Here is a 13,371-nt window from a genome sequence, read left to right as displayed (position 1 = left end):
GGACCTTCCGTTCATCGCACGCCGCCGGCGACCGTCTCGGCCAGCGCGGCGCGCATAGCGAAGCCCTGGGAACCCCGGCCCGCCTGCGGCCAGAGCGCCGGCAGCCGGCCACCGTGGTCGACGCCGACCACCCGCCAACCGCTCTGCACCATGGCGAGAACGGCAGCGCCGTGCGCGTGCTCCGCCTCGGCGCGGGCCTTCTCCGGCAGGCTGAGCCACCCGGAGCTGTTCAACAGGAACCCGACGCACGTCGCGCCGTTGCCGCGCAGCCCGGCCAGCAGCTCGGCCTCCGCCACGCTCACCGCGCCGAACAGCCCGATGATCAGACCGCCGTCGGAGCGTTGCCGTACCCGCTGCACCAGGCCCGCCAGCTCGGCCCGCTGGTCCAGCCGGACCTCCGCGAGATGATCGAGCAGCACACCGTCGCCGCCGCCCTCCGAGGCGTCCACGTCCACCCCCGAGCCGGTGACCAGGCGCAGCTTGTAGCCGGACTGGCGCAGGTGCACGGCGATGCTCGCGGCAGCGGAGACCGCCCACTCGAAACTCGCCGTCGGCCCGTCACCCCGGTGGCCGTACGCGCGGGTGTCCAGGACGACAGTGGCCCGGCTCTCCCACGGCTGCTCCTCGCGGCGCACCATCAGCTCACCGGTGCGCGCCGTCGACTTCCAGTGCACCCGGCGCAGGTCGTCGCCGCGCCGGTACTCCCGGGTCGCCGCGTCGTCCTCACCGTGCACCGCCACCGACCGGGCCCGGCTGTCGCCGCTGCCCGCGTACTCCCCGGGGAGCCGGACCGACGGCAGGGGAGTGACCTGCGGGATGACCGTCAGGTGGTCGGTGCTGGGGAAGGCGCGGGTCAGCTCGCAGAGACCGAACGGGTCGGTCATCCGGACCACAAGCGGGCCCACGTCGTAGCGGCCCCGCACGTCGGCGCGCACCGTGTACGCGACAGAGCTGGCCTGGTGGGCGCCGAGCCGCTCCAGCACGACCCGTGGCCGGCTGCCCAACGCGTAGGGCAGCCGGTCCTCCAGCAGCAGCGTGCCGGTGGGCAGACGGGAGAGGTTCTGCAGACGCAGCACCACCCGCGAGTTCGCCCCGACCGGAACCCGGTGCGGGTCCAGCGACCGGTTGCAGGCCAACTTGTAGCGGCTACGCCCCACGTAGGCGGCGGCCAGCAGCGGAAGGACGGCCAGCAGCACTGCCACCCGGAGCAGGTCCTTCTCGCCCAGGATGAAGGCCGAGATGGCCGCCGCAGCGGCGGCGGCCAGGAACGAGCGCCCGCGGGTGGTCAGACCGCGCAGCCCGGCACGCACGTCACGGCCTCCGCGGCTCGTAGGGGGCGCGACCGTTGCCGGTGGCGGGCCGGGTGTCGTACGGGTTGCGCTGCCGGTCGTGCGGGAGCGGCAGCCGGTGCACCAGCTCCGAGACGATCGCGTCGGTGGTACGCCGGGCGAGCTGCGCGTCGGCCGTCGGGATGATGCGGTGGGCCAGCACCGGCACCGCCAGGGCCTGCAGGTCGTCGGGGAGGACGTAGTCGCGGCCCTCCAGGGCGGCGACCGCCCGGGCGGTCCGCAGTAGCTGCAGGGTCGCCCGGGGGGACGCGCCGAGGCGCAGGTCGGGGGCCTCGCGAGTGGCGGTCACCAGGTCGATCGCGTACTGCTTGACCGCGTCCGCGACGTGCACCTGCCGGACGGTGGAGATGAGCTGCCGGACGATGTTCGCGTCGGAGACCGGCCGCAGCTCGTGCAGCGGGTCGGTGGCGCCGTGCCCGTCGAGCATGGCCAGTTCGGCGCTGACGTCCGGGTAGCCCATCGCGATCCGGGCGGTGAACCGGTCGCGCTGCGCCTCGGGCAGCGGGTACGTCCCCTCCATCTCGATCGGGTTCTGGGTGGCGATCACCATGAACGGGGTCTGCAGCTGGTAGGTAACGCCGTCGACGGTGACCTGGCGTTCCTCCATGCACTCGAGCAACGCCGACTGGGTCTTCGGCGACGCCCGGTTGATCTCGTCGCCGACGACAAGGTTGGCGAAGACGGCACCCGGACGGAACTCGAAGTCGTGCGTCTCCTGGTTGTAGACGCTGACGCCGGTGACATCGCTGGGCAGAAGGTCGGGGGTGAACTGGATGCGCCGCACCGTGCAGTCGATGGACCGAGCGAGGGCCTTGGCCAGCTTGGTCTTGCCGACGCCGGGAACGTCTTCGATGAGGAGATGGCCCTCGGCGAGAAGGACGGCAAGGGCAAGCCGCACGGTGGCGGTCTTGCCCTCGATGACCTGCTCGATGTTGGCCACAATGGCCTCGCTGGCGGCGCGGAACTCGTCGTGCGGCAGTAGGCCGCCCACCTCGTCCCAGGTCTGTTGTGTCACGGGCCTCCTCCTCGTCGCCGTCACGGCAGCTCTGTTGAGAGCACCTGGACCCGCCGTTGGGTTCGCGACGCCGAGCCTCGTTTGCCGCAGGAATCTCACTGGCCTCTCAGGCTAACCATGTTTGTCGCTAACGCCGACCCCCGCAGGTAGTCGGTCGGTTACGTACGGATATTCGCCAAGTCGGGGGACCGGCTCCGGCCGGTGCGGGCTCCGGTCCGTCCGCCTCGGGACAGGGGTACACTGCCGGACATGGCCGGAGTCTTCCTGCTTCTTACCGGGCCGTGCTGATGCGCTGATCGCGCGACAGCACGGCGGCCCCTCCTGCGCGAGGGGCTTTTTCGTGCCCGCCGCCGGCTCGCCGCCGACGGCGCCGAGAGGACCGGCCCGGCCCGGCGGTGCCGAGACGAAGCGAAGTGAAGCGAGGAGAGACGATGAGTGAGGCAGCCGCACCGGCGGACGACATCCCCCCGTTCCGGTACACCGCGACCCTGGCCGACGAGATCGAAGTCCGTTGGCAGGACACCTGGGCGCGCGAGGGCACCTTCCACGCGCCAAATCCGAGCGGCCCGCTGGCCGACCCGGATCACCCGCGAGCCGGCGCGGAGAAGCTGTACGTGCTGGACATGTTCCCGTACCCGTCGGGCGCCGGCCTGCACGTGGGCCACCCGCTGGGCTACATCGGCACCGACTGCTACGCCCGCTACCAGCGGATGGCCGGGCGCAACGTGCTGCACGCCATGGGCTTCGACGCGTTCGGTCTGCCCGCCGAGCAGTACGCGGTGCAGACCGGCACCCACCCCCGGACCACCACTGTCGCGAACATCGAGCGGTACAAGGCGCAGCTGCGCCGGCTGGGGCTGGCGCACGACGAGCGGCGTTCGGTGGCGACGATCGACACCGACTTCTACCGCTGGACGCAGTGGATCTTCCTGCAGATCTTCAACTCCTGGTACGACCGCGACGCCGCGAAGGCCCGCCCGATCGCCGAGCTGATCGCCGAGTTCGAAGGCGGCAACCGGCCCACCCCGGACGGCCGACCCTGGGCGGAGCTGAGCGTCGCCGAGCGCCGCAAGGTCGTCGACGACCACCGGCTGGCGTACGTCTCGGAGGCGCCGGTGAACTGGTGCCCCGGGCTGGGCACCGTGCTGGCCAACGAGGAGGTCACCGCCGACGGTCGCTCCGACCGGGGCAACTTCCCGGTCTTCAAGCGCAGCCTGAAGCAGTGGAAGATGCGGATCACCGCGTACGCTGACCGGCTGCTGGACGACCTGGACAGCCTGGACTGGCCCGAGCCGATCAAGCTGATGCAGCGCAACTGGATCGGTCGCTCCACCGGCGCGCACATCGACTTCCCGACCGCGCAGGCACCGGTGCGGGTGTTCACCACCCGACCGGACACCATCTTCGGTGCCACCTACATGGTGCTGGCGCCCGAGCACGAGCTGGTCGACGCGCTGGTGCCGGCCGCCTGGCCGCAGGGCACCAGGGACGCCTGGACCGGCGGGCACGCCAACCCCCGGGCCGCCGTCGAGGCGTACCGCAAGGACGCGGCCGCCAAGACCGACGTCGAGCGGCAGTCCGACACCAAGGAGAAGACGGGCGTCTTCATCGGCGCATACGCCACCAACCCGGTCACCGGCGGACAGATCCCGATCTTCATCGCCGACTACGTGCTGGCCGGCTACGGCACCGGCGCGATCATGGCGGTGCCCGCGCAGGACGAGCGGGACTGGGCGTTCGCCGAGGTCTTCGAGCTGCCCATCGTCCGTACCGTGCAGCCGTCGGAGGGCTTCGACGGCAAGGCGTACACAGGTGACGGCCCGGCCATCAACAGCGCCGCGCCCGAGCGCGGCCTGGACCTGAACGGCTTGGGGGTCGCCGACGCCAAGGCGGCGACCATCGCCTGGCTGGAGGCCAACGGCCACGGTACGGGCGCGGTGACCTACCGGCTGCGGGACTGGCTGTTCTCCCGGCAGCGCTACTGGGGTGAGCCGTTCCCGATCGTCTACGACGAGACCGGTGCCGCGATCGCCCTGCCGGAGGAGATGCTGCCGGTCGAGCTGCCGGAGGTGGAGGACTTCTCCCCGAAGACGTTCGACCCGGACGACGCGGCCTCCAACCCGGAGACCCCGCTGTCGCGTCGCCGCGACTGGGTCGAGGTGGAGCTGGACCTGGGCGACGGGCCGAAGCGTTACACCCGCGAGACCAACGTGATGCCGCAGTGGGCCGGCTCCTGCTGGTACGAGCTGCGCTACCTGGACCCGACCAACTCCGAGCGCTTCGTCGACGAGGAGAACGAGCGGTACTGGATGGGCCCGCGCGGCGAGGGCGACTGCGGGGGCACCGACCTGTACGTCGGCGGTGCCGAGCACGCCGTGCTGCACCTGCTGTACGCGCGGTTCTGGCACAAGGTGCTGTTCGACCTGGGGCACGTGTCGTCGTTCGAGCCGTTCCGCAAGCTGTTCAACCAGGGCATGATCCAGGCGTACGCGTACACCGACTCGCGCGGCAGCTACGTGCAGGCCGAGGACGTCGTCGAGCGTGACGGCGCGTACTACCTGGACGACCTGGTGGTCAACCGCGAGTACGGCAAGATGGGCAAGTCCCTGAAGAACGTGGTGACCCCCGACGACATGTGCGCCGCGTACGGTGCCGACACCTTCCGGGTGTACGAGATGTCGATGGGTCCGCTGGAGGTGTCCCGCCCCTGGGAGACCCGGGCCGTGGTCGGCTCGTACCGGTTCCTGCAGCGCGTCTGGCGGGCGATCGTCGACGAGCAGACCGGCGCGGTGCGGGTCACCGACGACCCGGCCGACGAGGCGACCCGGCGACTGCTGCACAAGGTGATCGACGGGGTCCGTGGCGACATGGACGGCATCCGGTTCAACACGGCGATCGCGAAGCTGATCCAGCTGACCAACGGGCTGACCGGCCTGTCGGCGACGCCCCGTGAGGTTGCCGAGCCGCTGGTGCTGATGGTGGCGCCATTCGCCCCGCACGTGGCCGAGGAACTGTGGCGCAAGCTGGGCCACGACACCTCGCTGACGTACGCGGACTTCCCGACCGCCGACCCGGCGCTGCTGGTGGCCGACACCGTCACGTATCCGGTGCAGGTCAACGGCAAGGTCCGGGGCCGCATCGAGGTCCCGGCCGACTCGCCCGAGGAGGCCGTACGCGCGGCAGCCCTGGACGCGGTGGCGTCCTCCCTGGCCGGCAAGGAGCCTCGCAAGGTCATCGTGGTCCCGGGTCGGATGGTGTCGGTCGTCGCCTGAGCCCGGTGTGACCGAGCGTGACGTCCGCGCCTGCGGACACTGTCAGGGGCGTGATGACTCAGAGGCATTTTGATGCCTCTGAGTCATCACGCTCATTGGTATTGGGTGCCGGCGACCGCGACACACCGACATCCGGAGGCCGAGGGCTTGCGCCTGGGGTCGGCCTGGGCCGGGGGTCAGCCCTGCAGCGCCCGCCGTTGCCGTTCGGCGCGCCACCACTGGTGGAGCAGCACCAGGCTGGCGATCAGGCCGAGGCTCGCGGGGGCGGCGGCGTACCAGTTGATCTGGCCGGGGGTGCTGACGGCCGCACCGATCGCTGCGTACCCGAAGGCGGTCGGCGCGGACGCGATCACGCTGCCGGTCAGGAACGGCGCCAGCCGGGCGGCGGTGGTGCCGTAGCCGTAGCTCACCAGGCCGAAGCCGGCGATCGGCAGCAGCCGGACGGTGACCACCCCGAACACGCTCTGCCGCGCGAACCATCTGTCGAGGCGGGCCAGTCTGCCGCGGACCCGCTCCGCGACGAAGTCCCGACCCAGCAGCCGGCCGACGGTGAACCCGATGGCCGCCGCCACCAGGGCGGCGCCCAGGGCGTAGGCGGCACCTTCGAGAGGGCCGAAGATCGCGCCCGCGGCGAGCGTGACGAAGGTCCGGGGGACCAGCGCGACAAGCAGCAGCGCCCCGCCGACGATCGCCGCCACGGGGGCGAGGCCACCGAGCTGGTCGGCCAGCCGGGGAAGCTCCGCCAGATCGGGTCGGGGCACCAGGAGCAGCAGCAGACCGCAGGTGCCGATCAGCAGCACGAGAAGGGTGAACCGGGCGGCCGACGGCTGCCGGAGCAGCCGCCGGACGGCGCGGATCATGCCCGGGCGGCGGCCACTGCGGTGCGGCGCTCCGCGCGGAGCCGGTCCGACCAGGTGTCGTCCAGCGGCGGGAGCTGGTGCGCCCCGGTGGCCCAGCGCAGCAGCAGGTCGGCCAGGGCCGGGTTGCGGGCCAGTGCGGGGCCGTGGGAGTACGTGCCGAGGAGCTTGCCGCGCCAGGCACCTTCGGTGGTGCCGTCGTTGCCGACGCCGGCGCTGACCCGGGCCAGTGGGGAAACCTCCGGGCCGAGGTGGGTGCGGCCACCGTGGTTCTCGAAACCGGTCAACGCGGGCAGGCCCAGGCGAGGGTCGATCTCACCGGCCAGCTCGCCGACGGCACGGCTGGGGCCCCGGTCGGACTGCAGATCCAGCAACTCCAGGCCACGGCACTGCACGCCCTTGGCGAAGAACGACGTGCCGAGCAGTTGGTAGCCGGCGCAGACGCCGAACACCACGGCACCCTGGGCGACCGCCCGGTGCAGGCCGCCGTCGGCGATCAGCCGCTGCGCGCCCAGCGCCTGCGGGCCGTCCTCACCGCCGCCGACCAGGTAGATGTCGGCGGTCGCGGGCAGCTGCTGGTCGGAGCGGACTTCCAGCACCTCGACCGGCATGCCGCGCTGGCGGGCCCGCCGGGCCAGGATCAGCGCGTTGCCCCGATCGCCGTAGGTGGAGAGCAGGTCGGGGTAGATCCAGACGATGCGCAGGCTCTCAGTTGACACGGTCCAACTCCGCTCGGATGTCCTGGAACGCTGTGTAGTTCGCGATGACCTCCAGCCGCCCGGGCGGGACCGACCGGATCGCGTCGCTGAAGGTGCGCACATGCTGGAACGGCACGTCGTTGACGTCCAAGCGGACCGCCAGGTCGTACGCCCGGTCGCCGGTGATCAGCACCTGCCGCCCGCGCAGCGGGGCGAAGTCGACGTCGAAGAGCCAGGAGGTGTCCAGACCGTCGGGGTCGCGCGCGTTGATGGAGAGCAGTGTCGGCGCCTCGTCGGCCATGTCGAACGCCTCCAGCCAACTGGCCGGGTTCTTGGCCAGCAGCAGCCGGATGTTGCGCCCGTCCTTCTCGACCTGTGCGTAACGGCCGGCCACCGACGTGACGATGCCGAGGCGGGACACCGCGTCGACGGGGCGTACGCCGAATTCGGCGGCCACGGCCAGCGCGGTCGCCGCGTTGCCGAGGTTGACCTTGCCGGGCAGCTGGAGGGAGACCTTGTGCCAGGCGCCGGTGGGGTCGAGCACGCCCTCGTCCTCGACTACCCACTGCGGCTCCGGTCGGCGCAGCGCGCAGCCCGTGCACCACCACTGGTCACCGGAGCGCTGGATCGTGGAACCGCACTCGGGGCAGACCCAGGAGTCGTCGTGCCAGCGCTGGCCGGCGCTGAACCAGGTCACGTGCGGCGGGTTGATGCCGCTGGCCGGGTCGGCGGGTGGGGTGGCTGCCCACACCACCATCGGGTCGTCGGCGTTGGCCACCACCCGTACGTTCGTGTGCCGGACCAGCGCCGCACGCCAGAGCTGCGCCATCATGGCGACCTCCTTGGCGCGGTCGAGCTGGTCGCGGGAGAGGTTCAGCAGTGCTACCACGTGTGGCTCTGTCGACTCCAGCACCTGGGCCAGGTAGTGCTCGTCGACCTCCAGCACCGCGTACGGGGTGCTGCCGGCCTTCGCCAACGCGGAGGTGTGCCCGGTGGGCATGTTCGCGCCGAAGGAGTTGGTGGCGACACGCCCGAGCACGCCGACTGCGGCGGCTGTCAGCCGGGTGGTGGTGGTCTTGCCGTTGGTGCCGGAGACGAGCGCGATGGCACGTCCGGCCGACAGGTGCGCCAGCAGATCCGGGTCGATCTTCAGCCCGATCCACCCGCCGATCACCGAACCGTCGCCACGTCCGGCCGCTCGGGAGAGCGCTGCGGCGGTCCGTGACACGGAGCTGGCCACCTTCGCCCGTAGGGGCATTTTCGCGTCCGTCACGCGAGCGAGGTTACCGGACCGGCGACCCCACCAGATCGCCGCCGACGCCGAACCGTTCGGCCGTGGTGGGTGTGTGGGCGGCCGGGTCGGCCTCCACCGGACGGAGTCGATCTATGTCGGAAAGCGGACCGCGCCCGGTCGGCCCTCCAGCCCTCCACTCCGCTCCACCCCGCGTGACGTGCTGTTTTACCCGGCGATCGGCCACGCCACGCGGGCGATTCTGGTTGCAGGTGGAGGGAAGTGGAGTAGAGTGGGGCCCAATGGTGAGGCCGGGAGGGCTCACCGGCCCGGGGGGTCAGCGGCGCCGCGAACGCCGCTTCAGGGCGAGGGGGTTGGGCCGATGTTCCTCGGCACCCATACTCCGCGCCTGGACGACAAAGGCCGGTTGATCCTTCCGGCGAAGTTCCGGGATGAGCTGGCGGGGGGTGTCGTGGTAACCAAAGGGCAGGATCGCTGTCTCTATGTCTTTCCGACACCCGAGTTCCAGCGCATCGCGGAGCAGTTGCGCGCGCAGCCGATGACACACAAGGCGGCCCGGGCCTACAGCCGGGTCTTCTTCGCCAGCGCGCACGACGAGGTGCCTGACAAGCAGGGCCGGGTGACAATCCCAGCCCACCTGCGGGAGTACGCCGCGCTTGACCGGGACCTTGTGGTGATCGGCGCGAGCACTCGGGTGGAGATCTGGGACAAGGGCGCCTGGGAGACCTACCTCGCCGAGAGCGAAGACGACTTCGCCGACATCGAGGAGGGGGTGCTGCCCGGCGGACTGTAGGGCGGAACGGCGCCCGACGTACTGCGAGATCTCCAGCCGCTTTCGAGTTCCTGGCATCCCTTCCCCGGTGCCAGGCGCACGATCCAGTCATCGGGTGGTCCGGTGGCCGGCGGGAGCGGATGGGGATCTGGCGGTACGACGGCAGCGCCGTCGCCACGACAGACGCAGGAGAAGAACGGACGTTTCAACCAGTGGGGGTCAACATGGGGGAGCTACGCGGCACGCACGTGCCGGTGCTGCTCGAGCGGTGCCTCGAGCTGCTGGCCCCCGCGCTGGGTCGAGGCGGCCGGACGATCCACGTCGACGCGACGCTCGGCCTGGCCGGGCATGCGGAGGCGGTGCTGGAGGCGTACCCGGAGACGGTCCTGATCGGGCTCGACCGGGACACCGAGGCGCTCGCTCATGCGCGGGTCCGGCTGGCGCGTTTCGCTGACCGGGTGCACCTGGAGCACGCCGTCTACGACGAGTTGCCGGACGTGCTGGCCCGGCTTGGCTATCCGGGCATCGACGGGATCCTGTTCGACCTGGGTGTCTCGTCGTTGCAGTTGGACGCGCCCGACCGCGGGTTCGCCTACGCACAGGACGCTCCGCTTGACATGCGGATGGACCAGACGCGGGGGGTGACCGCCGAGGAGGTGGTCAACACCTACGCCCATCCGGATCTGGCCCGTGTGTTGCGGGTCTACGGCGAAGAGAAGTTCGCCGGCCGGATCGCCTCGGCGATCATCCGGGAGCGGGAACGTGCCCGGATCACCTCGTCGGCGCGGCTGGCGGAGCTGGTTCGGGACTCGATTCCGGCACCAGCGCGACGAACGGGTGGACACCCGGCAAAGAGAACGTTTCAGGCTTTGCGGATCGAGGTAAACAGAGAGCTGGCAGCGCTGGAGACAGCGCTGCCGTCTGCCCTCGACGCACTGACCGTGGGCGGTCGCATGGTGGTCCTGTCCTACCACTCGCTGGAGGACCGGCTCACCAAGGCGGCGCTCGCGGATCGGGTCCGCAGTAAGGGCCCGATCGACCTCCCGGTCGAACTTCCCGGGTCAGGTCCGACGTTCCGGCTTCTCAGCCGGGGCGCGGAGCTTCCTGGGGAGGCGGAGGTCGCCGCGAACCCGCGTGCCGCCTCGGTGCGGTTGCGGGCAGCGGAACGACTCGATCCGAACGCGACAGAGCAGGGGCGGACCGACCGCGAACGGTCCCGCCGAAGGGTGAAGGGGATGCACCAACCGGGGACGGGGTCTGTGTGATCCGTGGGGGGTCCGCAGACGTCGACCCGCAGAGGGACGGACGTTGAGGGGGAGGGGACATGAGCATTGACAAGCGCGACCGCCGGGGCGTAACCGGTGGCGGGCAGCGCGCACCGCGGTCGGGGGGCCGGACCGCGGCGGAGCGAGCCACGCGCGTGGAGAACGGTACGCCACGCATCGATCGAGTCAACCGGCAGGGGGAGGCTCGCGCCCGGGGGGCGCGCGAGTTTCCCACCCAGGGCAGCGCCGCGCTGCGACCGGCCGAGAAGGCCACCGCCGCGCCCAGCGCCCGCCCGCCCCGACTGCGGGTGGCGCCTCCGCCGCCGGTGTCGGTGCCGCGTGCGCCGTTCGCGGCGCTGATCGTGGTGCTGGTCGTCGGCGGGGTGCTGGGCATCCTGGCGGTCAACACCAAGATCAACGAGAACGCGTTCCGGCTGGAGAAGCTGCAGCAGCAGCAGGCCCGGCTGGACCTGGAGAAGCAGCAGTTGGACAAGCAGATCGCCGAGGCGAAGGCACCCGGCAACCTGACCGCCGAGGCGCGGCGGCTGGGTCTGGTGGACGTCGAGCCGGCGTACATCCGGTTGCCGGACGGAAAGTCCATCGGCGTGCCGAAGCCGGCGACCGGTGAGCCGTCGGTGACCAGTCAGGGTGCGGGAGGCTGACCGGTGCCGCCAAGGTCGGACGAGCCGCGCCGGGATCCCAAGGGAACCCGGCGCGGCTCTTCGCGTGACGCCAACCCCGCCGACGGGGAGCCTCGGGCCGACGAGCCGGGCATCGGAGGCATCTCCGGCGCGCGGGCGTACACCCCGAGGGGTCGGACGGTCCGCGAGGAGCGCGGCACGCCGGCGCGCGGCGGGGGCGCCGAGCAGCGACGTACCCCGCGCAGCACCCGGTCCGGCGACCCGTTCCGCCCCGCGTTGCAGGTGCTCGACGGCGGTCGCGCCGCCGCCCGGTCCGGCCGGCGCGACGCCCCGGCTGCCGGACGTGGCGGCGTGGTGCGCACCGTCGCGCCGCGTACCCCGCGACGCCCGGCCGGCGACGAGCCGCCGCCGCGTCGCCGGACCACGCCGAGGACGCCCGGCCGCACCGACCGCCCGGCGGCCCGGCGGCCGTCACGCAAGCCGCCGCGCCCGCCGAAGCTCGCCGACCCGCGCCTGCGGTTGCGGCTTGGCACAGTGCTCACCCTGGCGCTGTTCGTCACCATCGGGATCCGGCTGATCTTCCTACAGGCGGTCGACGCCCCGGCGTACGCCGGGGCGGGCGTCGCCGACCGGACCCGCACCGTGGAGCTGCCAGCGCCGCGCGGGGCGATCTACGACCGCACCGGCGAGCCGCTCGCCCACAGCGTCGAGGCGCGGTACGTCTTCGCCGACCCGGTCGAGATCGAGGACGTGCCCGCCACCGCGAAGGCGCTCTCCCCGCTGCTCGGCATCCCGGTCTCCAAGCTCACCACGCTCATGAAGCCCCGCAAGCTGGAGAACGGCAAGCCGTCCCGGTTCGAGTACCTGGCGCGCGGTGTGGAGATCCCGACAGCCAAGCAGGTGCTGGCGCTGGAACTGCCCGGCATCGGGGTGCACCGCGACGAACGCCGCGAGGTCCCCGGTGGTGACCTGGCGGCCAACCTCATCGGTTTCACAAGCCAGGACATGGTCGGGTTGGAAGGGCTGGAGGCCCGCTACGACGAGCAGCTCGCCGGTCAGGACGGCAAACGGGTGTACGAGGCGGGCCGCAGCGACCTGGCCGCGCCGATCCCCGGCGGCTACAGCCAGACCACTCCGGCCAACCCGGGCAGCTCGTTGTGCCTGACCATCGACCGGGACCTTCAGTTCAAGACGCAACAGATCCTCAGTGCGGGGATGGCGCAGCAGCGCGGCGGCACCGCCGCTGCGGTGATCATCGACGTGCCCACCGGTGAGGTGCTGGCCCAGGCGAGCCACCCCACGTACGACGCGAAGAAGCCGGCGGACAGTGACCCGGTCGCCCGGGAGGACGCCGCGACGAGTTTCGTGGTGGACCCCGGCTCGGTGCACAAGGCGATCACCTTCGGCGCGGCGCTCCAGGAGGGGGTGATCACCCCGGACACCACGCTGCCCATCGCCAACAGCATCAAGAAGGGTGACACCTGGTTCTCCGACACCCACCGCGCCAACGGCCGGAAGATGAGCATTCCGGGGATGCTCGCCTACTCGTCGAACGTCGGCACCATCACCATCGCCGACCGGCTCGGGCCGGACCGGCTGATCGACTACCAGAAGCGGTTCGGGCTGGGCCAGCCCACCCGCGAGGGTCTTCCCGGCGAGGCCAGCGGGCGGCTCCTGCCCGCCGACGAGTGGAGCGAATCGTCGCGCGGGTCGGTGCCGATCGGGCACAGCGTCGACGCCACGCCACTGCAGATGGCCGCCGCGTACGCCGCCATCGCCAACGACGGCACGTACGTGCAGCCGCACCTGGTCAAGGAGACCATCGACCCGGACGGCAAGCGCACTCCCGGGCCGACCCCGGTGACCCGTTCGGTGCTCAGCCCGCAGAACGCGGCGGCCCTGCGCACCATGCTGGAGGCGGTCACCACTGTCGACGGCGCCACCGGTGTCACCGCCGCGGTCCCCGGCTACCGGGTCGCCGGTAAGACAGGCACCGGCTGGCGGCTTGTGGACGGCAAGAAGCAGCCCGGCGAGGTGTCCTCCTTCATCGGCATGGCCCCCGCCGAGAAGCCCCGGTACGTGATCGCCGTCTTCGTGTACGCGCCCTCCGGCGGTGGCGCGGCGATCGCCGGACCGGCCTTCCGGGACATGATGCAGTTCACGCTGCGTCACAACCGGATTCCGCCTTCGGCGAGTGGTTCGGCACCCAAGTTCGTGGTCTATCCGCGCTGAGCAGCAATGGCGGGACAT

The 13,371-nt window shown here is 71.5% G+C and carries 10 protein-coding genes; 5 read left to right on the top strand and 5 right to left on the bottom strand.

All coding sequences use genetic code 11. The annotated features are described in order from the left end of the window. Positions 1-11: 11 nt before the first annotated feature. Positions 12-1,310, bottom strand: coding sequence for a DUF58 domain-containing protein (locus ACLQ23_RS18680; protein WP_355593035.1), 1,299 nt, complete (start codon positions 1,308-1,310; stop codon positions 12-14). A 1-nt stretch (position 1,311) separates the two neighbouring features. Further along, complete coding sequence (locus ACLQ23_RS18675) at positions 1,312-2,364, bottom strand: AAA family ATPase (protein ID WP_053658073.1); 1,053 nt, start codon at positions 2,362-2,364, stop codon at positions 1,312-1,314. A 431-nt stretch (positions 2,365-2,795) separates the two neighbouring features. Here ACLQ23_RS18675 and leuS point away from each other — a divergent pair, with 431 nt between their 5' ends. Then, positions 2,796-5,636: a leucine--tRNA ligase gene (leuS, locus tag ACLQ23_RS18670; protein ID WP_355630829.1), complete on the top strand. Its 2,841-nt coding sequence runs from the start codon at positions 2,796-2,798 to the stop codon at positions 5,634-5,636. A gap of 176 nt (positions 5,637-5,812) precedes the next feature. Here the strand turns inward: leuS and ACLQ23_RS18665 are convergent, their stop codons facing one another. From ACLQ23_RS18665 to ACLQ23_RS18655, 3 genes are read right to left on the bottom strand one after another with little or no spacing between them, the layout of a single operon-like run. After that, positions 5,813-6,592: a TVP38/TMEM64 family protein gene (locus ACLQ23_RS18665; protein ID WP_425735537.1), complete on the bottom strand. Its 780-nt coding sequence runs from the start codon at positions 6,590-6,592 to the stop codon at positions 5,813-5,815. Next, entirely contained in the window at positions 6,493-7,212 is a 720-nt protein-coding gene (locus ACLQ23_RS18660; RefSeq protein WP_053658079.1) for a type 1 glutamine amidotransferase, read from the bottom strand. The genes ACLQ23_RS18665 and ACLQ23_RS18660 overlap by 100 nt, the downstream gene beginning before the upstream one ends. Beyond that, positions 7,202-8,449 carry a MurT ligase domain-containing protein gene (locus ACLQ23_RS18655; RefSeq protein WP_053658081.1) on the bottom strand — a complete coding sequence of 416 codons (1,248 nt, stop codon included), beginning with the start codon at positions 8,447-8,449 and terminating at the stop codon, positions 7,202-7,204. Before ACLQ23_RS18655 ends, ACLQ23_RS18660 begins: the two co-directional genes overlap by 11 nt. A gap of 355 nt (positions 8,450-8,804) precedes the next feature. On the opposite strand from ACLQ23_RS18655, the gene mraZ reads away from it, so the two are divergent. From mraZ to ACLQ23_RS18635, 4 genes are all read left to right on the top strand, one after another. Next, complete coding sequence (mraZ, locus tag ACLQ23_RS18650) at positions 8,805-9,236, top strand: division/cell wall cluster transcriptional repressor MraZ (RefSeq protein ID WP_053658083.1); 432 nt, start codon at positions 8,805-8,807, stop codon at positions 9,234-9,236. 203 nt (positions 9,237-9,439) lie between these two features. Next, a complete protein-coding gene (rsmH, locus tag ACLQ23_RS18645; protein WP_355630838.1) occupies positions 9,440-10,480 on the top strand; it encodes a 16S rRNA (cytosine(1402)-N(4))-methyltransferase RsmH in 1,041 nt (346 codons plus the stop codon). Positions 10,481-10,539: 59 nt separating this feature from the next. Then, positions 10,540-11,142: a hypothetical protein gene (locus ACLQ23_RS18640; RefSeq protein WP_355593027.1), complete on the top strand. Its 603-nt coding sequence runs from the start codon at positions 10,540-10,542 to the stop codon at positions 11,140-11,142. Between the two features lie 3 nt (positions 11,143-11,145). Continuing rightward, positions 11,146-13,353, top strand: a complete 2,208-nt coding sequence (locus tag ACLQ23_RS18635) for a peptidoglycan D,D-transpeptidase FtsI family protein (protein WP_425735508.1) — start codon at positions 11,146-11,148, stop codon at positions 13,351-13,353. Positions 13,354-13,371 lie beyond the last annotated feature (18 nt).

Origin of the sequence: Micromonospora sp. DT41 (genome assembly GCF_049841715.1) — a bacterium.
Classification (GTDB): domain Bacteria; phylum Actinomycetota; class Actinomycetes; order Mycobacteriales; family Micromonosporaceae; genus Micromonospora; species Micromonospora profundi.
The sequence above is the reverse complement of the archived record's forward strand: the minus strand, read 5'-3'. Positions and strand labels throughout refer to the sequence as shown.

What these genes read in the sequence shown, in the direction of transcription:
- rsmH (WP_355630838.1), top strand. Translation starts at nt 9,440, where the DNA reads ATGGGGGAGCTACGCGGCACGCACGTGCCGGTGCTGCTCGAGCGGTGC.
- ACLQ23_RS18655 (WP_053658081.1), bottom strand. Translation starts at nt 8,449, where the DNA reads ATGCCCCTACGGGCGAAGGTGGCCAGCTCCGTGTCACGGACCGCCGCA.
- mraZ (WP_053658083.1), top strand. Translation starts at nt 8,805, where the DNA reads ATGTTCCTCGGCACCCATACTCCGCGCCTGGACGACAAAGGCCGGTTG.
- ACLQ23_RS18640 (WP_355593027.1), top strand. Translation starts at nt 10,540, where the DNA reads ATGAGCATTGACAAGCGCGACCGCCGGGGCGTAACCGGTGGCGGGCAG.
- leuS (WP_355630829.1), top strand. Translation starts at nt 2,796, where the DNA reads ATGAGTGAGGCAGCCGCACCGGCGGACGACATCCCCCCGTTCCGGTAC.